Raw genomic sequence first — 25,221 nt, forward strand, 5'->3', positions numbered from 1 at the left:
TCAGCCCACCCGGTATTCGCTGTCGTGGCGGTCGGTGATGAACATGTACCCCGGCGCGTGGGTGATCGCGAACGGCGGCCGCGACGCCATCAGCGCCGCCTGCGGCGTGACCCCGCAGGCCCAGAACACCGGGACGTCGCCAGGCTCGGCGTCCACCGGGTCGCCGAAGTCCGGTTTGGACAGGTCTTCGATCCCGAGCGCGCGCGGGTCGCCGATGTGCACCGGCGCGCCGTGCACCGCGGGCATCGCGCGGGTGATCCGGATGGCGTCGTCGACGCGGTCCTCCGGGATCTGCCGCATCGACACCACCATCGGTCCGAAGAGCCGCCCGGCGGGCTCGCACTGCCGGTTGGTCACGTACATCGCGACGTTGCGGCCCTGGTCGACGTGCCGCAGCGGGACGCCCTCGGCGGCCAGCGCCGTCTCGAACGTGAAGCTGCAGCCGATCGAGAACGCCACCATGTCGCTGCGCCACAGGCCGGTCGCGTCGGACACCTCGCCGGCCAGCACGCCGTTCTGCCAGATCCGGTAGCGCGGCAGGTCGGTGCGCAGGTCCGCGCCGTCGGCGAGCCGGGTGGCCGGGTCGCCGGGGTCGGTGACGTCGAGCAGCGGGCACGGCTGCGGGTTGCGGGTGCAGAACAGCAGGACGTCGTAGGCCCAGTCCTCGGGCACGGCGATCAGGTTGGTCTGGGTGAATCCGCTGGCCCAGCCCGTGGTCGGGCGGGCGTTGCCGCGGCGGAAGGCCGAGCGCGCCTGCGCCGGCGTGAACGTCGCGGGTTCGTCAAAGGTCGTCATGAGTGCCCCCACAGTCAGTCGACGAGTTCGATGCCCCGGGTTTCCGGGAGGCCGAGCAGCGCGAGTACGGCGATGCCGTAGCCGAGCGCGCCGAACACGATCGCGCCGCCCGCGCCGAGGAAGCCGACGATGGTCGGGAAGACCGCGCCGACCGCGCGCCCGAAGTTGTACGTGAAGCCTTGGCCGGTGCCGCGCAGCGCCGTCGGGTACAGCTCGGCCAGGAACGCGCCGAAGCCGCTGAAGATCGCCGACATCGAGAAGCCGAGCGGGAAGCCGAGCACCAGCACGAGTCCGTTGGCGCCCTTGGGGATCTGCGTGTACGCGACGATCAGCGCGGCCGAGAGCAGCGCGAACGTCAGGAAGGTTTTCTTGCGGCCCATCAGGTCCGTGAGGTACCCGCCGCAGACGTAGCCGACGAAGGCGCCGGTGATGAGGAACGCGAGGTAACCGCCGGTGCCGATCACGGTCAGCTCGCGCGTCTTCTTCAGGTACGACGGCAGCCACGTCGAGATTGTGTAGTAGCCGCCTTGGACGCCGGTGGCGAGCAGGGCGGCGAAGAACGTGGTGCGCAGGAGGTCGCCCTTGAAGATCTGCGTGAGCGTGCCCCTGGTGCGGGTCGCGACCCGGCGTTCCTCGGCGCGCGGCGCGTCCTGCACGCTCTTGCGCACCCACAGCACGAGCAGCGCCGGGATGACGCCGGTCCAGAACATGATCCGCCAGGCGACGTCGTCGCTCGCGACGCTGAACACGACGGTGTAGACGATCACCGACAGGCCCCAGCCGACCGCCCACGCGCTCTGCACGAACGCGACGGTCCGGCCGCGGTACTTGGCCTGCGAATACTCGGCGACCAGCGCGGCGCCCGCCGCCCACTCGCCGCCGAAGCCCAGGCCCTGCAGGGCGCGGAAGATCAGCAGGGTCTCGAAGTTCGGCGCGAACCCGCAGAGCACGGTGAAGATCGTGTACATCGCGATGGTGATCTGGAGCGTGCGGACGCGGCCGATCCGATCGGCCAGCATGCCCGCGCCGACGCCGCCGACGGCCGAGACGACCAGCGTCGTCGTGCCGAGCAGCCCGGCTTCCCCGCTGGAGATGCCGAAGTACGCGGTGATCGCGGCCAGGCCGAGCGGCAGGGTCTGGTAGTCGAACGAGTCGAGGCCGTAGCCGCCGAACGCGCCCAGGAAGGCGCGGCGCCCCCGTTTGCCGAGCGTGCGGAACCAGTCGAACGGCCGGGCTTCGGTAGCTGTAGTCGCAGTCATGGGCACCTCCTGGCCAGTGTCTCTCATCGTGGCGTGACTCACACGGTAGGGATCGTTGAACAATTCCACAAGACGGCAATTGGATCGTCCCCTGTGTGACGGGTACCATCGTCACCGTGGTCATCGAAGACAGCGGAGTACCCGATCTGGCGGCCGACCGGGGCCTGGTCAGCCGCAAGAGCACGGCCGAGCGGGTCGCCGGCGTGCTGCGCAAGCGCATCGCGGAGGGCTACTTCCTGCCCGGCGGCCGGCTGTCGGAGCAGGACATCGGCAACGCGCTCGGCGTCTCGCGCAACACGCTCCGCGAGGCGTTCCGGCTGCTCACGCACGAGCGGCTGGTGACCCACGAGCTCAACCGCGGCGTCTTCGTCCGCATCCCGAGCGTCGAGGACGTCGTCGACATCTACCGCGTCCGCAAGATCATCGAATGCGCGGCGGTCCGCGGCGTCACGGCGAAGCCTTCGTCGTTCGCGCGGATCAAGGAGAAGGTCGAGATCGGCGACGAAGCCGCGCGCAGCGGCAACTGGAAGGACCTCGGCACCGCGAACGTCTGGTTCCACCAGGAGCTGGCCGCGCTGTCGGGCAGCGAGCGCGTCAACGAGCTGGTCGGCAGGCTGACCGCCGAGCTGCGGCTGGTCTTCCACATCATGGCCGAGCCGCGGCGGTTCCACGAGCGGTACCTGCCGCGCAACCACGAGATCCTCGACCGCCTCGAGGCCGGTGACGGACCGGGCGCGGAGCAGCTGCTGATGAAGTACCTGGAGGACGCCGAGGAGCAGCTGGTCGGCGCGTACGCCGATCGCGCGGAGGCGGCCCGGGCGGCGGTCGCGGCGGACTAGTGCCTCTTCGGGCATCCTCGACGTCCGGACGGGCCGAGCGCGAGCCGGAAGCGATCGCCGCTCGGTAACCTCGATGGGGTTTCGCCGCCGGAGACCCCCAGCGGCAGGCGGGACCACTCCGCTGCCGGGCCGGGGCCTCCCCAGTGCCGCGGCCCGGCAGCCCCGAACGCCGTGAAGGCCTCCTTACCGGCGTTCTTGCCGGGTAAGGAGGCCTTCACGGTCTTTCGGGGTCAGCCTGCGTAGCGCGCGAAGATCCGCGTGAAGTCCCACGCCTGCTGGGAAACCCCGGAACACGTGTCGTTGTTCGGGTACGCCCCGGGGCAGGGGCGGTCGCGGTTCGCCGACCAGAACGTCAACCGGGCCAGGTGGTGCGTGTTCGCGTAGCCCAGGATGGTGGTGAAGTCGTTGAGCGTGACCGTCTCGTTGTTGTCGGTGATGCCGTTCATCGACGAGATGCCCATGTGCCGGTAGGCCGTGTCGTCGTCGTAGCCGTACGCGCTCTTGACGACGTTCTTGAGGCCCTCGGCCGCCCGCTGCGTCAGCGTGCCCATGTTCTGGCCGGCGCCACCGAAGTCGAACGGCATGATCACCCAGCCGTCGACCGTGAGGCCCGACGCGGCCGCGCGGTTGACCAGGCTGTTGTCCGGACCCGACTGGCCGGTGCCGAAGGTGACGTAGATCTTGATGCCCGGGTTGTTCGCCCGCACCGTCTTCAGCGCGTCGACCGTGCGCTGCTGCACCGTCGCGTTGCTGTAGGCGTCGGCCTCGATGTCGATGTCGATCGCCTTGAGGCCGTAGGCGTTGATCACCTTCTGGTAGCCCGCCGCCAGCTCGCCCGCGCTGCCGCACGACGACTCCAGCTTGTTGCCGGAGTAGCCGCCGAACGACGGGATGACGTCGCCGCCGCCCGCGCGGATGGTGTTGATCGTGTTCTGGTCGACGCCGCCGGTGAGCGCCCGGCCGCCGTCCCACTGCGGGTTGCAGTAGCCGTTGGAGAGGATGAACGCCAGCGTGAACCACTTGACGCCGGTGGCGCTCATGATCGTCGACGGGTTCGGCGGGTCGCCCCAGCCGTTGTAGAGGTAGGGCGCGACGGCCATCGCGCCCGGCCCGGTCGGCGGCGGCGTCGTGCCGCCGGACGGGAGCGTCCACTGCTGGTTGGCCGTGCTCGCGCACGTCCAGATCTGCAGCCGGGTGCCGTTCGCGCTGGAGTTGCCGGTGGCGTCGAGGCACTTGCCGGACCCGGAGTTGACCAGGTTCTTCGCCGCGTTCGCCGCCCACTTCTGGGCGCCGGAGCCGTTGCAGTCCCAGAGCTGGATCTGCGTGCCGTTCGCGGTGCCCGCGCTGGTGACGTCCATGCACTTGCCCAGCGCCTGCAGGGATCCGTCGCCGCCGACTGTCCACTGTTGAGCGTTGGTGCCGTTGCAGTCGTAGAGCTGGACCGCTGTTCCGTTGGCGGTGTTCGCACCGGCGACGTCGACGCACTTGCCGCCGATGCCGGTGATCGGGCCGGTCGCCGCCTGCGCGACGCCCGGCGCGAGCACCAGGGCCGACGCGGCGACGAGCGCGCCGAACGCTGCTGTCATCTTCATGCGGGCACGTTCCACTTCTGGTTGGCGGCGCCGGTGCAGGTCCAGATCTGCAGCCGGGTGCCGTTGGCGCTGGAGTTGCCGGTCGCGTCGACGCACTTGTTCGAGCCCGCGCCGACGATGTCCTTGGCCGCGGTGGCCGCCCACCGCTGGTTGGCCGTGCCGCCGCAGTCCCAGAGCTGCAGCTGCGCACCGTCCGCTGTGGACTGACCGGTGACGTCGAGGCACTTGCCGAGCGCGCGGATCGTGCCGTCGGTGCCGAGGGTCCACTGCTGGGCGTTCGAACCGTTGCAGTCGTAGAGCTGGACCGCGGTGCCGTTGGCGCTGTTGGCGCCCGCGACGTCGACGCATTTGCCGCCGAGTCCGGTGATCGGGCCGGTCTTGCCGGTGGTGCCGCCGGTGCCCTGGTTGCCGCTCCAGGTGAACGTCGCCGACGTGTGGCCGGGCAGGGTGTAGGTGAACGACGAGTTGCCCCAGTTCACCCGCACGCTCTGGTTGCCCGTGCTGGAGTTGTACGCGATCAGCGCCTTCGAGCCGTCCGGGTTCTTCCAGGCGACGTTGCGCACGGTCGAGTTGTCGTTCGAGTCGATCCGGTACGCGCCCGGCTTCACGAACTTCGTCAGGTGACCCATCGTGTAGTACTCGACGGTGTAGTCGACCTGCCCGCTGCGCGAGTCTCCGTTGTGGACGGTGATCAGGCCGGTGCAGGTGCCGCAGCCGCCGTTGTGCGGGCCCATGTTCTGGTCGACGGCGAGGCTCCACTTGACGAAGCTCTTCGACCAGTTCCGGGTGTAGTCCACGATGTTGTTCATGTCCTCGGCCTGCTGGTTCGAGATCCAGGTGCCGCCGGAGTGCTCGGTCGAGTAGGCGTTGACGTTCGGGTACTGGTTGTGGACGGTCGTCTGCTGCGCGATGTTGCCGCCGTAGCCGTGCCAGGCCACGCCACCGAAGTTCGGGTGGTTCCGAATGGCCGAATCGTCCATCGTGGGCGCGCCGTAGGAGGCGTAGGTGTCCCAGTTCCAGTCGAGCGCGAGGACCTTTGTGGACAGACCGGCGTTCTGGAGCGCGGGCAGGAGGTTGTTCTTCGCGAAGTACGCCAGCCCGGCGCCGTTCCAGTTGGTCGACGGGTAGCTCGCGCAGCACGTCGGCTCGTTCTGCATCGAGACGTAGTCGATCGGCACGCCCGCGGCCTGGTAGGCCTGGAGGTACTTGACGAAGTACTGCGCGTAGGCGGGGTAGTACTGCGATTCGACCCAGCCGAGCAGGTAGCTGTCGTTGTCCTTCATCCACGGCGGCGCGCTCCACGGCGACGCCATCACCTTGGCCTGCGGGTTGAGCTGCTTGGCCTGCTTGGTCAGCGGCAGGACGTCGGCCTGGTCGTGCGCGATGGAGAAGTGCGTCAGGTTCGGGTCGGTCTGCCCGGCGGGCATGTCGTCGAACGTGTAGCTGTAGCGGGCCAGGTCGGACGCGCCGAGCGGGTTGCGGATGAAGCTCAGCCCGATGCCGCTGTTCGGGTCGAACAGCTTGCGCATCGTGTCGTCCCGCGTGGCTTGGGACAACGCGCCACTCGAGTTCATCAGCCACGCGGCGGTGTCCGTGAAGGACGCTCCGCCGCCCTCGAACTGTTGGTAGGTGGTGTTTTCGTTGACGTTGATGGTCACGCCGCCGGTGCCGGTGCCGGAGGCGAACGTGACCGGCGTCTGCGGCTGGAGGCCGCGGGTGACGGTGCGGCCGCCGGAGTCGCTGGTCGTGGTGAGCCAGACGTTGACCGTCTCGCCCGCGGCCTGCGCGGGCGCCGCGAACGTGGCCGCGGCGAGCGCGGTCACGCCGAGCAGGGTGAGCAGTTTCCTCATGGGAGCGTCCACTTCTGGTTCAGGCCGGTCCCGCAGGTCCAGATCTGGAGCCGGGTCCCGTTGGCGCTGGAGTTGCCGGTGGCGTCGAGGCACTTGCCGGAGCCGGTGTTGACGAGGTTCTGCGATCCGTTCGCCGTCCACTTCTGGGCGTTGGAGCCGTTGCAGTCCCAGAGCTGCGTCGGCGTGCCGTTCGTCGTGCCCGCACTGGTGACGTCGAGGCACTTGCCGAGCGCGCGGATGGTGCCGTCGCTGCCGACTGTCCACTGTTGAGCGTTGGTGCCGTTGCAGTCGTAGAGCTGGACGGCGGTGCCGTTGGAAGCGTTTGCTCCGGCGACGTCGACGCACTTGCCGCCGATGCCCGTGATCGGTCCGGTGTGCTGCGTGGGCGGCGTCGTGGTGCCGCCGACGAACTGCGTCGCGACCTGCTCGCCGAGGCTCACGGCGTTGGCGTGGTTCTCGATCGGGTCGACGTGCGTGTTCGGGAACACGATGTACGTCACCGGACCCTCGGTGCCGCCGTTCTTCGGGTCGGGGTTGATGCCGAGGCTGACGGCGGTGGCGTAGGACGCCTCGCCGATGATGCTCGTCGGGCCGGTGTCGCCGACCACGGCGTAGGTGACCTGGTTGTTGTAGATCACCGCCACGACCGAGCCGCCGTCGATGCCGTAGTTGCGGTAGTCCCAGGTGGACGTCGGTTGGGGAAGGACCACATAGGGCAGTTGCGCCGCGTTGAGCGGCTGGTCGGTCGAGGTGTGGAAAGCGGTGTCGGGGTAGAAGCAGCAGTCGGTGTTCTCGTTGCACTGCGTGGTGCGGACGCCGTCGCAGTCGATGTCCATGTCGGCCTTGAAGAAGACCGCGCCGTTCGCCTGGCAGACGGGCACGGTGGCCGCGCCGCCTTCGTCGTAGGAGTACTTGCCGTTCGAAATCTGTTGGCAGGACGTCGTCTTCGCGAGCAGCTGGCTCGCCGACGGGCCCGCTTCGACCGCCGCCTGGGCGGAGCCGGTGGTCAGGTAAGAAAGCGCTAACAGGGCGCACCCCATTAGCGCGACGAGGAATCGCCGCACTTCGGTTCTCCTGTGGGGTAAGGGGTCGTGAGTGGATAACAGTGTTAGAACACTGTTATCCACTCACGAGGGGGTGGCGTCAGGGAGTGGTCCACTTCTGGTTGGCCGTGCCGGCGCAGGTCCAGATCTGCAGCCGGGTGCCGTTCGCGGAGCTGTTCCCGGTCGCGTCGAGGCACTTGTTCGCGTTGGGGTTCACGATGTCGTGCGCCGCGGTGACGACCCACTGCTGCGCACCGGTTCCGTTGCAGTCGTAGAGCTGCACGGGTGTCCCGTCGGCGGTGCCGGCGGCGGCGACGTCCATGCACTTGCCGAGGGCGCGGATGGTGCCGTCGGTGCCGATGGTCCAGCTCTGCGCGGCGTTGCCGTTGCAGTCGGTGATCTGGATGGGCGTGCCGTTGGCGGTGTTCGCGCCGGCGACGTCGACGCACTTGCCGCCGATGCCGGTGATGGTGCCGGTCCGGCCGCTGCCGCCGCCCGAGGTGCTGGTGACGTGCACGTAGTCGACGACCAGCTGCTGCGGGAAGACGGTGCTGCTGTTGGGATCGCCGGGCCAGTACCCGCCGACGGCGAGGTTGAGGATGAGGAAGAAGTTGTGGTCGTAGACCCAGCGGTTGCCGTTCAGGTCGGACGGCGTGCGGGTCTGGTAGAGGTTGCCGTCGACGTACCACTTGATCTGGTTGGGCGCCCAGTCGATGGCGTAGGTGTGGAAGTCGTCGGAGAAGTTCGGGCCGGAGTAGGCGGCGCCGATGCCACCGGAGCCGGAGTAGCCGGGGCCGTGGATGGTGCCGTGCACGGTGTTCGGCTCGAACCCGACGTTCTCCATGATGTCGATCTCGCCGTCGGTGGGCCAGTTGCCGCCGCCGAGCATCCAGAAGGCGGGCCACATGCCTTGGCCGCGCGGGAGTTTCATGCGGGTTTCGAAGTGGCCGTAGGCCTGGCTGAACTTGCCGGCGGTGTTGAGCCGCGCGGAGGTGTACTCGCAGCGGCCGTACCAGCAGTTGTAGTTGCCGGGGTTCTCTTTCTTGGCGGTGATGACGAGGTGGCCCTGGCCGTCGAGCTGGGCGTTGTTGGTGCCGGAGGTGTAGTACTGCCGCTCGTGGTTGTTGACGTTGTCACCGGTTTCGAGCAGCCACTTCGACCCGTCGACGGCGGCGCCGGCGGGGCCGTTGAAGTCATCGGTGAAGGTGGCCGCGGCTTCGGCGGCCGGCGCGGTCAGGGCTTGCTGCCCGAGGACGAGCAGCGAGCAGGCGGCGAAGAGCGCCGCCCATCTCTTGCGGAATTTCGAGGTGGACATCGTTGTCGCCTCTCTCACCGTGGGGACCGGCGTTCCGCGCGCAGCACGAAACGCGGGAAGGGGAGGATGGACACGCATGCCGGGGCGGCGGCAGGCGTGCTTGGTACGGCCTCCGTGCCGGGGCGGGGTGGCGCGGGGGCGGGCGCTTTGTTGTGCCTGGCAACAAAGTATGCATGGTCCAGACAAGCCGGGCAACAGTCGGCCGGTCATTCTTTTTCAACCCGAATTAAGGGTGGGTGGGTTACCTCGCCCGGGTGGGGGAGGCTCGCTTGGGTCTCGCGTTCCCTGGCGGCTTGGTGGCGCCTTCCGGCTTTGCTGTCTTGGTTCGGTGGGTACGGGCTTGGGCGACCGGTGATCCACAGGTTGGTCGTGATGTGGACAGGTTCGGCTCGGGGTCGGGCTTTTGCGCGGTTCTGTCGGGGTGGGCCGATACGCTGGAGCGGGGTGGTTCCCCAGGGAGGGTGGGCCTCCGTTCGGGGGCCTGGGCTCGGGGCCTGGGCTCGCGGTCCACAGCCTGGTCGTGATGTGGACAGGTGCGGCTCCGGCCCGGGCTTTGCCCGGTTTTCGTCAGGGGCCGCCGATACGCTGAAGCGGGGGCATCCCCCGGGAGGGCGGGCTCTGCTCGGGGGCGGCCTTGCTCGGCGGGCGTGAAGCTCTGTGCGGGCTCGGCGGGCCCCGCGCGAAAGGCGAACCGCTCCGACTCGAGCCGCCTAGGGTGACCCCAGCTGGAGCCGCCCGGCTCGAGCTGCTTTGGGCGAACCCGCCCCGCGGCGAACCAGCTGTCAGGCGGCGTCGGAGTCCGGAGCCCCCGGTTTGGCGACCCGTGAGGTAGCCCCCTGCTCCAGCAGATCAGCCACCGGCAACGTAGCCGCCCCGGTGGCCACCGCGTCCAACCCCAAAGACCCCAGCTGGATCGAAGTCTGGCTGAACGGATGCCGAAGAGCATGCTCCCCAGCAGCAGCGCGGATCTTCGGCAGCAAAGACTCGCCCAAAGCCAACCCGGCCCACCCGCCGATCACGATCCGCTCGGGGTTGAACAAGTTGATCAAATTGGCGATCCCCGCCCCGAGATAACCGGCAGTCTCATCCAGCACCCGCGAAGCGGTCTTGGACTTCGAAGCCGCCTCGAGCAGCGCAGCGAACTGAGCCTGCTCATCCTCCCCGGGAACGTCCTTCCCTCTAGCCCGCCGGTACCGAGCCAGCACCCCACCGGCCCCGATGTACGCCTCCAAGCACCCACGCGACCCGCACCGGCAAGCCTGCCCGCCGTAAGCGATCGTCGTGTGGCCCCACTCGCCCGCGCTGCTCGTCGAGCCTCGGTACGTCGTTCCGTCCGTCACCACCGCCGCGCCCACGCCCGAGCCGATCAGCGCTATCACCGCGTGGCGCGCCCCCCGGCCCGCGCCGAACCACATCTCCGCCTGGCCCTGCGTCTTCGCGCCGTTGTCGACGAACAAGGGGAGGGAAACCCCCGCGTCCTGCAACAGCGACACCAACGGCACCGCGTCCCAGCCCACCGTCGGCGCGTGGACCAGCACCCTGGCCCCCTGCTCGACCGTTCCCGGGACGCCGATGCCCACCCCCAGCACCGCCGACTCCTCGATGCCCGCGCTCGCGAACACCTCGCGCAACCCCGATGTCACCTGCTCGACCGCCGTTGCCGGGTCCGGGGCCTTCGGGAGCTGGTGCTCCACCGTGGCCAACCGGTTCATCGCCAGGTCGAACAACTCCACCTTGACGCCCGTCTCGCCGATGTCGACGCCCGCCACGTGCCCGTACGCCGGGTCCACGCGCAGCAGCACCCGGGGCCTTCCGCCGTCGGACTCGACCTGGCCCGCCTCCGTGATCAGGCGCTCCTCGCCCAGCTCCGCCGTCACGTTGCTGACCGTCGCCGCACTCAATCCGGTGAGCTGGCTCAGTTCGTGCCGCGACAGCGGGCCGTCGAAGTACAGTTTCGACAGCAGCAGGGAACGGTTGTGCCGCCGCAGATCACGGACGGTGGTGCGCTTGCTCGCCATGGGCAACCCATCTGAACTCTTACCGGCTTCGACCAGGATGCCTGATCACCGTAAGTTGTGGCTATGTATTAAGTGGTGAACTAAGTCTCGAACCGGTGGTGTCTGGCAGAATCCCCCAGGTGACCCAGGTGGTGCGCCAGACGACCCGAGACCTCCGGCGGCACAACCGCGCGGCGCTCCTCTCCTCCCTCTACCTCCGCGGCCCGGTCAGCAGACTGGAACTGGTAGCTGAATCGGGACTGTCCGCCGCCACCGTTACCAACGTCGTCTCCGAACTCATCGCCGACGGCGTCGTCGCCGAGGCCGGGTCGGTCGAATCCGACGGCGGACGGCCTCGGACGCTACTCGCCGTGCGCCCGGAGTTCGGGCACGTCGTGGGCGTCGACGTCAGCGAAACGCACGTCGAGGTCGGCCTCTTCGACTGCGCGCTCGGCACCCTGGGCACCGTCCGCCACCCGCTCGTCGGCACCCGGCTGGATCCGGACGAAGTGGCCGGGCTGGTGCGCACCGGCATCGCCGAAGTTCTCGAAGGCGGCGAACCGGACGCGGTCTTCGGCGTCGGCATCGGCGTGCCCGGCGCGGTCCGCGACGGCGGCATCGTGCACGCGCCCACCCTCGGCTGGCGCGGCGTGGCCTTCGCCGACCTGATCCACCCCCACATCGCGGCACCGCTGCACCTCGACAACCGCGCTCGCACGCTCGGCCAGGTCGAGTCGTGGCGCGGGGCCGGCCGGGGCGCCGAACGCGCCATCGTCGCCCTGCTCGGCGTCGGGGTCGGCGCCGCCGTCGCCACCGCCGGGCCGTCGCACCCCGGGATCACCACCAGCGAGTGGGGCCACACCGTCGTCAAGGCGGGTGGCGCGGCCTGCCGGTGCGGCTCGCACGGCTGCCTGGAGGCCTACGTCGGCACCGAGGCCGTCGTCCGCCACTACGCCGACCGCGTCGGCCGGGAACCGGTCATCGGGGATGAAAGCGACGCGGAACTGGCCCGGATCGTCGAGGAGGCCCGCGAGCCGGGACCGGCCGCCGACGTGCTCGCCGAGACGGGCGAATACCTCGGGATCGGCATCGCGAACCTGATCAACCTCCTCAGTCCCGACCGGGTGGTGCTGTCCGGTTCGGCGGGGGCGATCATGGGACCGGCGATCCTGCCCGCGGTCCGCGACGCCGTGCGCCGGCACGCGCTCGGCTATCTCGCCGAGCGCACCGAAGTCGTCCTCGGCAGGCTCGGGCCCGAGGCGGTCGCGCTCGGCGCGGCGACGCTGCCCATCGCCCAGCTGCTCGCCAGCGGGGGCCGGACCGGCTGAAACCCTTGCGTCGCAAGGAGGAGTTCCGTCAACAGGTCCAGACCGCCAGTTCTTTTAGTACTTAAACTTAGGCACAAAATGTTACCGCCGTGTTATTGACGTGACCCGAGTCACCCGGGTTGACTTCGGGACGTCGTTCGGTCGCCGGCGGTCGGGGCTCGCTACCAGTCGACACGGAGTTACTCGTCGATGACTAGGAGGACCGATGCGAGTCAAGCGCGCAGTGGTCGCAGCGCTCGTGGCAGTGATGGCCGTAGGCGGGCTGACCGCGTGCGGGAGTGGCAGCTCGAGCGCGGGCCAGGGCAACCCCGACGCCGTGCTCAACGTCGGCAAGCCCGACGGCCCGCAGGCGGAGAACAACAACCCGTTCCTGGAGACCTCCGCGCTGTCCAACATGGGCTACCGGTGGATGATCTACGAGCCCCTGGTCATGCACAACCGCGTCAAGCCGCAGGAGCCGGGGAAGCCGTGGCTGGCCACGAAGTGGGACTGGTCGGACAACTTCAAGAAGCTGGTCCTGACCGTCCGTGACGGCGTCAAGTTCTCCGACGGCCAGCCGATGACCGCCGAGGACGTCGCCTACACCTTCCAGCTGCTGCGCGACAACAAGGCGCTGAACGTCGACGCCGTCCCGTACAAGGACATCAGTGCGGCCGGCAACCAGGTCACCCTCGGCTTCGACAACTCGCAGTTCGTCAACCAGGTCAAGATCCTGCAGACCCTGGTCGTGCCGAAGCACGTCTGGAAGGACGTCAAGGACCCGGCGCTGGACCTCGTCAAGAACCCGATCGGCACCGGCCCGTACACGCTGAAGTCGGCCACCCCGCAGACGATGATCGTCGTGCGGCGCGACAGCGGCTACTGGCAGGAGGCGCCGAAGGTTAAGGAGATCCGCTACACCTCCTACACCGACAACAACGCGCAGGTCAACGCGCTGGTCAACGGGGCTTCCGAGTGGAGCTTCGTGTTCATCCCGAACTACAAGGCCGTCTACACCAACAAGGACCCGCAGCACTACAAGCTGTGGTTCCCCGCGCAGCTGGCCGTCCACGGCCTGTGGTTCAACACCGAAAAGGCGCCGTGGAACGACGCGAAGCTGCGCCAGGCCGTCAACAAGGTGATCAACCGCGACGACATCTTCAACCAGGGCGAGGCCGGCTACTTCTACCCGAAGAACGACCAGGTCACCGGCATCCCCACCCCGGCGGGCGACCCCTTCATCGCGCCGCAGTACAAGGGCCAGTCGGTCAAGGTCGACGTCCCTGGCGCGAAGGCGCTGCTGACCGGCGCGGGCTACAAGTTCACCGGCGACAAGCTGGCCGACCCGAGCGGCAAGCCCGTCACCATCAAGCTCACCGTCCCGTCCGGCTGGTCGGACTACATCACCGACCTGGAGATCATCAAGGACAACCTGGCGCAGATCGGCATCACCGCCACGGTCGAGAAGATGAACCAGGACGCGTGGATGAAGTCGGTCGACACCGGTGACTTCGAAGGCCTGATGCACTGGACCAACGACGGCCAGACGCCGTACGACATGTACCGCGACGTCATGGACGGCAACCGCTACAAGCCGACCGGCCAGGGTGGCATCAACGGCAACTACGGCCGCTACAAGAACGACGAGGCGACCAAGGTGCTCGAGACGTACGCGAACGCCGAGGACGACGCCGCCCGCACCGCGGCCATGGCGACGCTGCAGAAGATCATGATCGAGCAGCAGCCGATGATCCCGACGTCCGCGGCGAACTCCGGCGGCGAGTACAGCACGAAGAACTGGGTCGGCTGGCCCGACGACGCCAACCCGTACGGCCCGGCGCAGCCGACGCTGCGCAACGCGCTCGACATCGTCCTGCACCTGAAGCCCGCGGCCTGACGATGGCGGAATCAGCTGTGACGACCGAGCAGTCCCCCTCCGACCCCGTCGCCGTCGGGTCGGAGGGGGACCTCCCCGTGGTCCTCGAGGCCGAGCGGCTCACGAAGCATTTCCCGGTCCGGCGTCGTGGGCGGGCCGCGCTCACCGGCCCGCGCCGCAGCGTCCAGGCTGTCGACGACGTCACCTTGACGCTCCGGCGGGGCCGCGTCACCGCGCTGGTCGGCGAGTCCGGCTCGGGCAAGTCGACGGTCGCGCGGCTGCTCGCGGGCCTCTACCCGCGCACCGGCGGCGACATCCGGCTGCACGGCGAGACGGTGAACGTCAAGCACGGCAAGGCGTTCCGCGCCTACGCCCGCCGGGTGCAGATGATCTTCCAGGACCCGTTCGCGTCGCTGAACCCGGTGCACACCGTGCGCTACCACCTGACGCGGGCGCTGAAGATCCACGGCCGGGCGGGCGACGACCTCGACCAGGCGCTGCACGAGCTGCTGGCGCGCGTCCAGCTGACGCCGCCCGAGCGGTACATCGACAAGTTCCCGCACGAGCTGTCCGGCGGGCAGCGCCAGCGCGTCGCGATCGCGCGGGCGCTGGGCGCCGACCCGGAGGCGTTGCTGGCCGACGAGCCGGTGTCCATGTTGGACGTCTCCATCCGGCTCGGCGTGCTGAACCTGTTGCGGGACCTCAAGGAGCGCCTGCACCTGGCGATCCTGTACATCACGCACGACATCGCGTCGGCGCGCTACTTCGCCGACGAGACGATGGTGATGTACGCGGGACGCATGGTCGAAGGCGGCGACAGCGAGACGATCACGCAGCGGCCGGCGCACCCGTACACCCGGCTGCTCATCGAATCCGCGCCCGACCCGGACCGGATCGCGGGCGGCGGCGACCCCGCGGAGACACCCGCCGAACGCGGGTCCGGCGAGCCGCCGAGCCTGATCGACCCGCCGTCCGGGTGCCGGTTCCACCCGCGCTGCCCGGTGGCGATGGAGCGGTGCAAGACCGAGCTGCCGCCGCGGTTCGACGTCGACGACGCGCCGGGGCACTGGGCCGCGTGCTGGCTCTACGACGGGGCCGCCGGATGAGGTACCTGCTGCAGCGGCTGGCCTTCTACGTCTTCACCGCGTGGGCCGCCGTCACCATCAACTTCTTCATCCCGCGGCTGATCCCCGGCGACCCGGTGCAGTCCCTGATCGCGAAGAACCAGGGCATGATCAGCGCGGACGCGATCCAGTCACTGTACGTCCTGTTCGGACTCGACAAGAACGAAAGCCTGCTCTCCCAGTACTTCGACTACTGGGGCCAGCTCTTCCGGGGCGACCTCGGCATCTCGTTCACGTTCTTCCCGACGCCGGTGTCCGACCTGCTCGGCGACAGCCTGCCGTGGACGATCATCCTGGTCGGCATCACCACGGTCGTCGGTTTCGCGATCGGCACCGGGCTCGGTGTGGTCGCCGGCTGGAAGCGCGGTTCGTGGGTCGACGGCCTGCTGCCGGTGACGACGTTCCTGTCGTCGATCCCGTACTTCTGGCTGGGCCTGATCGCGCTGACGCTGCTGGCCGGGCCGGGCAGCTTCTTCCCGTCGTCCGGCGGCTACGACCCGGGCACCATCCCGGGCTGGGACGGCTCGTTCATCGGCAGCGCGATCCAGCACAGCCTGCTGCCCGCGATCACCATCCTGATCAGCTCGATGGGCAGCTGGATCCTGGGGATGCGCAACATGATGGTCACCGTCGCGTCGGAGGACTACGTCACCGTCGCGCACGCCAAGGGCCTGCCGGAACGCCGGGTGATGGTCGGGTACGCGGCGCGCAACGCGTTGCTGCCCAGCGTGTCCGGATTCGCGCTCGCCCTCGGATTCATCGTCGGCGGCACCCTGCTGGTGGAGATCGTCTTCTCCTACCCGGGCGTCGGCTACCAGCTGTTCCAGGCCGTCGGCTCCCAGGACTACCCGCTGATGCAGGGCATCTTCCTGATCATCACGCTCTCGGTGCTGGTGGCGAACCTGGTCGCCGACGTCGCCTACCTCGCGCTCGACCCCCGCACCCGGAAGGAGGGCTGACATGGCCGTACCCGCGGCGGACGTCAAGGCCGCCCAGGCCCTCCCGCTCGAAGCGGTCGCCCGCCGGCGCCGCTTCCGGTTCCTCACCGGCGGCAAGACCGCCACCGGCCTCGGCGTCATCGTCTTCTTCCTGGTGATCGCGGTCATCGGGGACTGGATCGCGCCGTACGACCCGTCGGCGCGCAGCAGCGACCTGCTCGAATCGCCGTCGGGCCGGCACTGGTTCGGCACCACCCACCTCGGCCAGGACATCTTCAGCCAGGTGGTGGTCGGCACCCGCAGCGTCATGCTCGTCGGGCTGGCCGCCGGGATCGTGGCGACGATCCTCGCGGTGATCGTCGGCGTGACGTCCGGGTACCTGGGCGGCACACCGGGCGAAGGTCTCTCCGCACTGTCCAACGTGTTCCTGGTGATCCCGGCACTGCCGCTGATCATCATCATCGGCAGCGCGGTGCCCACCGGTGGCGACATCCTGGTGGCGGTGATCATCGGGTTCACGTCGTGGGCGTGGGGCGCGCGAGTGCTGCGAGCGCAGACACTTTCGTTGCGCGGCCGGGAATACGTCGAGGCGGCCCGGGCGACCGGCGAGTCGACGTGGCGGATCATCTTCTTCGAGATCCTGCCGAACCTGACCGCGGTGATCGCGTCGAGCTTCGTCGGCACGGTGATCTTCGCCGTGATGTCGGAGATCACGCTCGCGTTCGTCGGCGTCTCCGGGCTGTCCAACTGGAACTGGGGCACGATCCTGTTCTGGGCGCAGAGCCAGCAGGCGCTCGCGCAGGGCGCGTGGTGGTGGTTCGTGCCGGCCGGGCTGGCGATCGCGATCCTCGGCACGGCGTTGTCCCTGCTCAACTTCGGCATCGACGAGTTCGTCAGCCCGCGGCTGCGCGGCAGCGGCAAGGCGCGCGTGAAGGGCGCCGACGGGCGGACGCACCGCATGCGGGTGGGCTTCACGCCCGTGCTCGGGCGAGAGGAACAGCCATGATGGACCCGGTTCTGGAGATCAAGGGACTGGACGTCGACTACGGCGTCGGTGACGAAGCCGTGCGCGCGGTCCGGGACGTCAACTTGACGTTGCACCGTGGCGAAGTCCTCGGCCTGGCCGGGGAAAGCGGCAGCGGGAAGTCCACTTTGGCCTACGGCCTGACGCGGTTGCTGGCGCCCCCGGGCGTGATCCGCGGCGGCGAGGTGCTCTACCACCCCGCGGACGGCGAGCCCTACGACGTCCTCAAGCTGACGGACAAGCAGCTGCGCGACTTCCGCTGGGCGGAGACGTCCATCGTGTTCCAGGGCGCGATGAACTCGCTGAACCCGGTGCACAAGGTCGTCACGCAGCTGGTCGACGTCATCAAGGCGCATGAACCGCGCACCACGAAAGCGGGCCGGGTGGCGCGGGCCCGCGACCTGCTCAAGCTGGTCGGGATCTCCGCTGATCGGCTGGAGGCGTACCCGCACCAGCTCTCCGGCGGCATGCGCCAGCGCGTGATGATCGCGATGGCGCTCGCGCTGGAGCCGCGGATCGTCATCATGGACGAGCCGACGACCGCGCTCGACGTCGTCATGCAGCGGCAGATCCTCGGCCAGCTCGTGGAACTGCGCGAACGGCTGGGGTTCTCGGTCCTGTTCATCACGCACGACCTTTCGCTGCTGGTGGAGTTCTCGGACCGGATCGCGATCATGTACGGCGGCCGGATCGTCGAGCAGGCGCCGGCGGCCGACCTGTACAAGGACGCGCTGCACCCGTACAGCCACGGCCTGCTCAACTCGTTCCCCGCGCTGCGGGGGCCGCGCCGAGAGCTGGCCGGAATCCCCGGCTCGCCACCGGACACGCGCGGGATGCCGTCCGGCTGCGCGTTCCACCCGCGGTGCCCCAAGGCTTTCGAGCCGTGCCCCGACCGCGTGCCGCTGCTGGGAACGCCCGGCGACGCGGCGCGCGAGGTGGCGTGCTGGCTGCACCCCGTCGCTCCTTGAACGCCCTGTCCGGTACCTCTGGAGGAGAGCCTTGACCGAGACCACAGCCGCGACCGCCGAGCAGCAGGCGTTGATCGACACCCTGCCGCCGGACTTCCGCTGGGGCGTGGCCACCGCCGCGTACCAGATCGAAGGAGCGGTCGCCGAAGACGGGCGCACACCGTCCATTTGGGACACCTTCTGCCAGGTGCCGTGGGCGATCGACAACAACGACACCGGCGACGTGGCGTGCGACCACTACCACCGGATGCCGTCCGACATCGCGCTGGTCGACGAGCTGGGTGCGGACACGTACCGGTTTTCCGTGGCGTGGCCCCGGGTCCAGCCGCGCGGTCGCGGCGGCGTCAACCCGGCGGGCATCGGGTTCTACGACCGGCTGGTGGACGAGACGCTCAGCCGCGGGATCACGCCGTGGCTGACGTTGTACCACTGGGACCTCCCGCAAGAGCTGGAGGACGCGGGCGGCTGGCCGTCCCGCGACACGGCGTACCGGTTCGCGGACTACGCGATGCTGGTGTTCGACGCGCTGAAGGACCGGGTGCGGCACTGGACGACGCTGAACGAGCCGTGGTGCTCGGCGATGCACGGGTACGTCCACGGCGTGATGGCCCCGGGACGCCGTGACTACGCGGCCGGGTTGCACGCGGTCCACCACCTGCTGCTCGGTCACGGGCTGGCGGTCCAGCGGATGCGCGAGGCGGCCCCGGCGGACACGCAGTTCGGCATCACGCTCAACATGTGCACCGCCGACCCGGCGACGGACTCGCCGGAGGACGTCCGCGCGGCCCGCCAGGCCGACGGCCTCGGCGTCCGGATCTACCTGGACCCGCTGGTCCACGGCCGCTACCCGGCGGACGTCGTCGACGACCTGGCCGCGCGCGGAGTGCGGCTCCCGGTGCAGGACGGGGACCTGTCGGTCATCTCGACGCCGCTGGACTTCCTCGGCGTGAACTACTACTTCGGCCAGCAGTTCTCCGGAGTGGACGAAAACGGCGCTTCGGTGGACGCGGACGGCGTCCCGGCGTCGCGGGTGGTCCCGTTCGGCGAGCCGACGACGGCGATGGGCTGGGAGATCCTGCCGGACAAGTTCACGGAGCTGCTGACCCGCCTCGGCCGCGACTACCCGGGCGTGCCGATGTACATCACGGAGAACGGCTCGGCGTTCGACGACGACCCGGACTCGTCGGGCTTCGTGCGCGACGAGGAGCGGACGGCGTACTTGGCGTCGCACATCGCGGCCGTGGCGGCGGCTCGTCAAGCCGGAGCGGATGTGCGCGGGTACTTCGCCTGGTCCCTTTTGGACAACTTCGAATGGGCTTACGGGTATGCCAAGCGGTTCGGGTTGATCCGGGTGGATTACGAAACGCAGGAGCGGACGATCAAGCAGAGCGGGTACTTCTACCGCGATACGGTGCGGCGGGTCCGGGGGAGCTGAGGTCGTTCCCGGCCACCATGGGACCGTGGTCCCTGGTGGCCGGGACTCCACCCTCCCCAAACTCGTGCCATGGACGCATGGGACGCGGTGATCGTGGGGAGCGGGCACAACGCCCTGGTCGCGGGGGCCTTCCTCGCCCGGGACGGCTGGCGGGTACTGGTCCTGGAGGAACACGACCGGCCCGGCGGCCTCGTCCGGACCGAGGAACTCACCCTCCCCGGCTTCAAGCACGACGTCTACGCCTCGGCTCACCTCCTCTTCACCGCCGGTCCGGCCTACGCCGCCCTGGCGCCCGAACTCACCGAACTCGGGCTCGAATACCGCCGGCCGCGGTACTGGTCCGGCGTGGCGACGCCCGAGGGCAGCGCCGTCCTCTCCACCGATCCCGGCGAGAACCTCGCCGAGGCCGAACGGCTCGGCGACGGTCCCGCCTTCGCTGCCCTCCTCAAGGACTTCGAACCGCACGTCGGACCGATCTTCGAGCTGCTCGGTGCCGAGCTGAGCAGCCGGGAATCCGCTCGGACGATCAAGAAACTCTTCGAAGACCGCGGTTTCGCCCAGCTCTTCACCCTCACCGCGCGCGACCTCCTCACCCAGACCTTCACCTCGCCCGTGCTCAAGGCAGCCCTCGCGCCGTGGGCGCTGCACCTCGGCCGCGGCCCGGACGAAGCCAACAGCGGCCTCTGGGTCCTCCTCTGCCAGATCGCGCTCAGCATGGCCGGGATGCCGACTCCCGCGGGCGGCAGCGAACGGCTCGTGCAGGTCCTCGCCGAACTGATCACCAAGCACGGCGGCACCGTCCGCACCGGCACGAAAGTCGAGCGGATACTGCTCAAGGACGGCCACGCCCGCGGTGTGCGGCTCGCGGACGGCGAGGTCGTCCACGCCCGGCGGGCCGTGCTCGCCTCCGTCAACCCCGACCAGCTCTACCTCGAACTCCTGGCCGACGAACAGGTCGTCCCGCCCACGATTCGCGCCCAAGCCGGGCGGTACCGCTACGGCCGCGGCTGCTTCGTGCTCCACCTCGCCCTGTCCGAACCGCCGCGCTTCGACGACGAACGCCTGCACGGTGCCGGTGAACCCCACCTGAGCGGCGGCCTCGACGCCCTTTCGCGGTCGGTCGACGAAGCCACACGCGGCCTGCTCCCGGCCGAACCGACCGTCGCCTTCGACGTGCCGTCCAATGTGGACAGAAGCAGGGCTCCGGCTGGGAAAGCCACCGCGAGGCTGCAGCTGCTCGACGTCCCGACGCACCCGCGGGGCGATGCCGCCGGGGAGATCGACGCCGCCGGCTGGACTCCCGGTGTCAAGGCGGCTTTCGCCGACCGCGTCCTGGCGCAAGTCGCCCGCTACGCGCCCAACGTCCCGGGCAGCGTGCTCGGCATGCACCTCGTCGCGCCCGACGATCTCGCCCGCGCCAACCGCAACTGCGGTCCCGGGGATCCCTTCGGCGGCAGCCACGACCTCGCGCAGAGCTACCTCTTCCGGCCCCTGCCGGGCCAGCCGCCGCACCGCACCCCGGTGCCCGGGCTGTGGATGCTCGGGGCCGCCACCTGGCCCGGCCACGGCGTCAACGGCGCCTCCGGCTACATCGTCGCGCGCGCCCTGCTCGGCTGATCGGCGGTGGGGCGCACCCCACTCCGGCGCCGGTGGCTCGCCCCATGGTTCGGGCCGCGGGCCGTCCCTACCTTCGGACGGGTAGCCGACCCAGGGGGTAGCGATGACCGTCCGCACCGAGATCAGACCCGCGGCACCTCGACCGAAAACGACCTGGTGGCGACGGCCCTGGGTGGCGCCGCTCGCCTTGATCGTCGCCGTTTTCCTCGCCTACTCCGTGCCGCCCTACCTCACCCTCGACCCGGCGCGGTCTCGCGTGCCCGCGCCGGCCGGGTTCGCCGCGCACTACTGGTTCCTCGTCGCCCACATCACCTTCGGGACCATCGCCATCGTCGGTGTCATCCTGCAGATCTGGCCGTGGCTGCGCCGGACGCACCCCGTCGTGCACCGTCGCGTCGGGCGTGTCTACGTCTTCGCCGGGGCCCTGCCGTCAGCCGTGATGGCCGGGATCATCGGCGCGGTCAGCCCGTTCGGCCCGGTCGTCGGCGCGCTCGACGTCGTCGCCGCCCTGCTGTGGCTCGGGTTCACGCTCGCCGGGTGGCGGGCGATCCGGCAGCGGCGCTACGCGGACCACCGGAAGTGGATGGTCCGCAGCTTCGCCATGACCATGAACACGCTGATGAGCCGCGCTCTCTCGCCGATCGCGTTCCTGCTCGTCATGCCGCGCGTCGAGGACAAGGAAGAGCTGATCCTGACCGCGGGGACGCTGTCCGCGGTCCTCAGCGTGCTCAGCTTGCTGCTGCTCAGCCAGTGGTGGCTCGACCGGAAGCCAGCCACCGCGCGATGATCGTCCGCTGGATCTCCGACGCGCCTTCGTAGATCCGCGGCGCCCGGACCTCGCGGTAGAGGTGTTCGAGCAGGTGCCCGCGCCGCAGCGCGCGGGCACCGTGCAGCTGCACCGCCGAGTCGACGACGAACTGCGCCGCCTCGGTGGCGAACAGCTTCGCCATCGCCGCGCGGCCGGCGAGGTTCTCCTCGCCCGCGTCGTACGCTCCCGCCGCCGCGTAGACCAGCAGCCGGGCCGCTTCCGTGCGCGTCGCCATCTCCGCCAGCGCGTGCGCCACCGCCTGCTGCTTGATCAGCGGGCCACCGAAGGCTTCCCGCTGTCCCGTGTAGTCCACAGTGGCGTCCAGCGCGGCCTGCGCCATCCCGACGGCGAACGCGCCGACGCTCGGGCGGAACAGGTCCAGCGTGCGCATCGCCACGGCGAACCCGCGGTTCTCTTCGCCGAGCAGTTCTTCGCGCCGGACCTCGACGCCGTCGAACGTGACCGTGCCGATCGGGTGCGGGCTCACCAGGTCCAGGTGCTCGCCGGACAGTCCGGCCCGGTCGCCCGGCACGACGAACGCGCTCACGCCGCGCGCGCCCGCACCCGGCGTCGTTCGGGCGAACACGGTGTAGAAGTCGGCTTCCGGGGCGTTCGAAATCCACATCTTCTCGCCAGTCAGGCGCCAGCCGTCGCCGTCCGGCTCTGCCGCCAGCGACAGCGCCGCCGCGTCCGAACCGGCGTCCGGCTCGGTCAACGCGAACGCCGCCACCGCGTCACCCGCCGCGACGGCGGGCAGCCACTTCGCGACCTGGTCGTCCTGTCCGGACTGGAGGACCGGGTAGGTTCCCAAGCCCTGCAACGCCAACGCCGTCTCGGCCTCCGTGCTCACCGTGGCGAGGTTCTCGCGCAGGATGCACAGGTCCGTCGCGGCCGCCTGGCGCGACGGCTTTCCTTCCGCGACACCGGGGAAGAGCCGCGCGAGGAGGCCGAGCGCACCCATCGCCTTGAGGAGCGGGCGGTTCACCGCACCCTCCACACCGGACTCGGCGAGCGGGAGCAGCTGCTCGGCGGCCAGCCGCCGGACATCGGCGGCGAAAGCCAGCTGCGCGGGGTCAAGGGTGAAGGTCATGCGGGTGCTCCCGGTCGCCAGCGGGCATGGGCGGTTCCGGCCGGGCCGGAGCGGACGAGGTCGAGCCGCGGTTCCGGGCCGTCACTGCGGCCGGTCTGCGGCTTGCGGCTGCCCGCCGCGAACGGCTTCGGCCACGGCATCGGGTAGCCCTGTTCGGCCGCCGCGTGCAACGTCCACTGTGGATCATAGAGGTGCGTGCGGCCCAGCGCGCAGAGATCCGCGCGGCCGGCCAGGATCAGCGAGTTGACGTCGTCGTAGGACGAAATCGCGCCGACGGCGATCACCGCGATCCCGTATTCCTCGCCGATCTCGTTGCGGATCCGGTCGGCGTACGGCGTCTGGTAGCTGCGGCCGTACTGCGGCTTTTCCTCGCTGACGACCTGGCCGGTCGAGACGTCGATGCCCGCGGCGCCGTGCTCGGCGAACGCCCGGGCGATCTCGACCGCCTCGTCGGCGTCGACCCCGCCCTCGCACCAGTCGGTCGCCGAGATCCGGACGGTCATCGGCCGTCCGGCGGGCCAGGCGGCGCGCACGGCGTCGAAGACTTCGAGTGGGAAGCGCAGGCGGTTCTCCAGCGAGCCGCCGTATTCGTCGGTGCGCTGGTTGGTCAGCGGGGAGAGGAAAGACGACAGCAGGTAGCCGTGCGCGCAGTGCAGTTCGAGGACGTCGAACCCGGCGCGGGCGGCGGCTTCCGCGCACGCGACGAACTGGTCCTTGATCTCGGCCATTTCCGAAGTGGACAGTTCACGCGGGACCTGGTTGCGGTCGGAGTAGGGCAACGCCGACGGCGCGCAGACTTCCCAGTTGTCGGCCGGGAGCGGCTCGTCGATGCCGTCCCACATCAGTTTCGTCGAGCCCTTGCGCCCGGAGTGTCCCAATTGGACACCGATGCGAGCGGGCGTCTGCGTGTGCACGAAGTCGACGACCCGCTTCCACGCGGCTTCCTGCTCCGGCGTGTACAACCCGCCGCAGCCGGGCGTGATCCGGCCTTCGGGGGAGACGCAGACCATCTCCGTCATCACCAGCCCGGCGCCGCCGAGGGCCTTGCTGCCCAGGTGCACCAGGTGGAAGTCGCCGGGCACGCCGTCCACCGCGGAGTACATGTCCATCGGGGACACGATGATCCGGTTGGGCAGCTCCAGCTCGCCGAGCTTGAACGGCTGGAACATCGGCGGCCGCGACGTCGTCCCGAGCTTCCGCGCGAACCAGTGGTCCAGCTCGGCCGCGAACTCCGGGTCACGCAGGCGGAGGTTGTCGTAGGTGACGCGTCGGCTGCGCGTGAGGATGTTGAACGCGAACTGCGGCGGCTCCTGGTGGGTGTACTGCGCGATGTTCTCGAACCACTCCAGGCTGGCCTGCGCGGCGCGCTGCGTCGACGTGACGACCGGGCGGCGCTCCAGCTCGTACGCCTTCAGGGCTTCGGTGACGCCGTCGTTTTCGTGCAGGCACGCGGCCAGCGCGAGCGCGTCCTCCATCGCCAGCTTGGTGCCGGAGCCGATCGAGAAGTGCGCGGTGTGCGCGGCGTCGCCGAGGAGGACGACGTTGCCGTGCACCCAGCTCTCGCAGCGCACGGTGCCGAACGACACCCACTTCGAGTTGTTGGCCATGATCTCGTGCCCGCCGAGGACGTCGGCGCACAGCTCGCGGATCAGCGCGATCGACTTCTCGTCGCTCTCGCCCGGCTTGAGCGCGGTCGCCGCGACCGGGCCGAACGTCCGCTGCCAGACGTCTTCCTGCACCTCGAGGATGAACGTGCTGCCGTCGCGGCCGTACGGGTAGCCGTGGATCTGCATGATCCCGGCCGGGGTCTCGAGGACGTAGAACTTGAAGGCGTCGAACACGAGGTCCGTGCCGAGCCAGATGTAGCGGCACCGCCGGGTCTCGACGCTCGGCCGGAAGTGCTCGGCGTACCGCGCCCGCGTCGCCGAGTTGACGCCGTCGGCGGCGATGACCAGGTCGTAGCCCGACAGGTCGGCGGGCGCCTCCTCGCGGAAGTGCAGCCCGACGCCGAGCTCGGCGCAGCGGCTCTGGAGGATGCCGAGCAAGCGCTTGCGGCTCATCGCCGCGAAGCCGTGGCCGCCGGAGGTGGTGACCGTGCCGCGGTAGTGCACGTCGATGTCGTCCCAGCGGGCGAACTCGGCCTTCATGGCTTCGTGCACCGCCGCATCGGCGTGTTCGATGCCGCCGAGCGTCTCGTCGGAGAACACGACGCCGAAGCCGAACGTGTCGTCCGGGGCGTTGCGCTCCCAGACGGTGATTTCGTGGCCGGGACCGAGCTGTTTCGCCAGCGCGGCGAAGTACAGGCCCGCCGGGCCGCCGCCGATGACCGCGATTCGCACGCCGT

19 protein-coding genes are annotated in these 25,221 nt (G+C 69.6%); 10 read left to right on the plus strand and 9 right to left on the minus strand.

What is annotated here, in order from left to right:
- Together QP939_RS19030 and QP939_RS19035 are read right to left on the minus strand one after the other, a co-directional pair.
- Complete coding sequence (locus QP939_RS19030) at window positions 1–795, minus strand: putative hydro-lyase (protein WP_285458120.1); 795 nt, start codon at window positions 793–795, stop codon at window positions 1–3.
- 14 nt (window positions 796–809) lie between these two features.
- Complete coding sequence (locus tag QP939_RS19035; RefSeq protein ID WP_285458121.1) at window positions 810–2,054, minus strand: MFS transporter; 1,245 nt, start codon at window positions 2,052–2,054, stop codon at window positions 810–812.
- Window positions 2,055–2,170: 116 nt separating this feature from the next.
- Here QP939_RS19035 and QP939_RS19040 point away from each other — a divergent pair, with 116 nt between their 5' ends.
- A complete protein-coding gene (locus QP939_RS19040; protein WP_285459792.1) occupies window positions 2,171–2,893 on the plus strand; it encodes a GntR family transcriptional regulator in 723 nt (240 codons plus the stop codon).
- Between the two features lie 230 nt (window positions 2,894–3,123).
- Here the strand turns inward: QP939_RS19040 and QP939_RS19045 are convergent, their stop codons facing one another.
- From QP939_RS19045 to QP939_RS19065, 5 genes are all read right to left on the minus strand, one after another.
- A complete protein-coding gene (locus tag QP939_RS19045) occupies window positions 3,124–4,485 on the minus strand; it encodes a ricin-type beta-trefoil lectin domain protein (RefSeq protein WP_285458122.1) in 1,362 nt (453 codons plus the stop codon).
- Complete coding sequence (locus tag QP939_RS19050) at window positions 4,482–6,335, minus strand: ricin-type beta-trefoil lectin domain protein (RefSeq protein WP_285458123.1); 1,854 nt, start codon at window positions 6,333–6,335, stop codon at window positions 4,482–4,484. The genes QP939_RS19045 and QP939_RS19050 overlap by 4 nt, the downstream gene beginning before the upstream one ends.
- Complete coding sequence (locus tag QP939_RS19055) at window positions 6,332–7,399, minus strand: RICIN domain-containing protein (protein ID WP_285458124.1); 1,068 nt, start codon at window positions 7,397–7,399, stop codon at window positions 6,332–6,334. Before QP939_RS19055 ends, QP939_RS19050 begins: the two co-directional genes overlap by 4 nt.
- A gap of 79 nt (window positions 7,400–7,478) precedes the next feature.
- Window positions 7,479–8,693, minus strand: a complete 1,215-nt coding sequence (locus tag QP939_RS19060) for a family 16 glycosylhydrolase (RefSeq protein ID WP_285458125.1) — start codon at window positions 8,691–8,693, stop codon at window positions 7,479–7,481.
- Between the two features lie 782 nt (window positions 8,694–9,475).
- Window positions 9,476–10,711 carry an ROK family transcriptional regulator gene (locus QP939_RS19065; RefSeq protein ID WP_285458126.1) on the minus strand — a complete coding sequence of 412 codons (1,236 nt, stop codon included), beginning with the start codon at window positions 10,709–10,711 and terminating at the stop codon, window positions 9,476–9,478.
- A gap of 119 nt (window positions 10,712–10,830) precedes the next feature.
- Here QP939_RS19065 and QP939_RS19070 point away from each other — a divergent pair, with 119 nt between their 5' ends.
- The 9 genes from QP939_RS19070 (at window position 10,831) to QP939_RS19110 (ending at window position 21,766) form a co-directional block, all read left to right on the plus strand.
- Window positions 10,831–12,018: an ROK family transcriptional regulator gene (locus QP939_RS19070; protein WP_285458127.1), complete on the plus strand. Its 1,188-nt coding sequence runs from the start codon at window positions 10,831–10,833 to the stop codon at window positions 12,016–12,018.
- Between the two features lie 205 nt (window positions 12,019–12,223).
- A complete protein-coding gene (locus tag QP939_RS19075; RefSeq protein ID WP_285458128.1) occupies window positions 12,224–13,894 on the plus strand; it encodes an ABC transporter substrate-binding protein in 1,671 nt (556 codons plus the stop codon).
- 17 nt (window positions 13,895–13,911) lie between these two features.
- Entirely contained in the window at window positions 13,912–14,979 is a 1,068-nt protein-coding gene (locus QP939_RS19080; RefSeq protein WP_285458129.1) for an ABC transporter ATP-binding protein, read from the plus strand.
- On the plus strand, window positions 14,976–15,956 hold the full coding sequence (locus QP939_RS19085; protein WP_285458130.1) for an ABC transporter permease: 981 nt from the start codon (window positions 14,976–14,978) through the stop codon (window positions 15,954–15,956). The genes QP939_RS19080 and QP939_RS19085 overlap by 4 nt, the downstream gene beginning before the upstream one ends.
- A 1-nt stretch (window position 15,957) precedes the next feature.
- On the plus strand, window positions 15,958–16,941 hold the full coding sequence (locus QP939_RS19090; RefSeq protein WP_285458131.1) for an ABC transporter permease: 984 nt from the start codon (window positions 15,958–15,960) through the stop codon (window positions 16,939–16,941).
- On the plus strand, window positions 16,938–17,927 hold the full coding sequence (locus QP939_RS19095) for an ABC transporter ATP-binding protein (protein WP_285458132.1): 990 nt from the start codon (window positions 16,938–16,940) through the stop codon (window positions 17,925–17,927). The genes QP939_RS19090 and QP939_RS19095 overlap by 4 nt, the downstream gene beginning before the upstream one ends.
- A gap of 31 nt (window positions 17,928–17,958) precedes the next feature.
- Window positions 17,959–19,362, plus strand: coding sequence for a GH1 family beta-glucosidase (locus QP939_RS19100; protein WP_285458133.1), 1,404 nt, complete (start codon window positions 17,959–17,961; stop codon window positions 19,360–19,362).
- Between the two features lie 69 nt (window positions 19,363–19,431).
- Complete coding sequence (locus QP939_RS19105) at window positions 19,432–20,979, plus strand: phytoene desaturase family protein (RefSeq protein WP_285458134.1); 1,548 nt, start codon at window positions 19,432–19,434, stop codon at window positions 20,977–20,979.
- A 172-nt stretch (window positions 20,980–21,151) separates the two neighbouring features.
- The gene (locus QP939_RS19110; protein WP_285459793.1) at window positions 21,152–21,766 is read left to right on the plus strand and encodes a DUF2306 domain-containing protein; all 615 of its coding nucleotides are present in this window, start codon (window positions 21,152–21,154) and stop codon (window positions 21,764–21,766) included.
- Here QP939_RS19110 and QP939_RS19115 read toward each other — a convergent pair.
- On the minus strand, window positions 21,723–22,877 hold the full coding sequence (locus QP939_RS19115; RefSeq protein WP_285458135.1) for an acyl-CoA dehydrogenase family protein: 1,155 nt from the start codon (window positions 22,875–22,877) through the stop codon (window positions 21,723–21,725). The two genes, QP939_RS19110 and QP939_RS19115, sit on opposite strands and share 44 nt — an antisense overlap.
- Window positions 22,874–25,216, minus strand: coding sequence for a bifunctional salicylyl-CoA 5-hydroxylase/oxidoreductase (locus tag QP939_RS19120; RefSeq protein ID WP_285458136.1), 2,343 nt, complete (start codon window positions 25,214–25,216; stop codon window positions 22,874–22,876). Before QP939_RS19120 ends, QP939_RS19115 begins: the two co-directional genes overlap by 4 nt.
- Window positions 25,217–25,221 lie beyond the last annotated feature (5 nt).

Origin of the sequence: Amycolatopsis nalaikhensis (genome assembly GCF_030264295.1) — a bacterium.
In the GTDB taxonomy this organism is placed as follows: Bacteria; Actinomycetota; Actinomycetes; order Mycobacteriales; family Pseudonocardiaceae; genus Amycolatopsis; species Amycolatopsis nalaikhensis.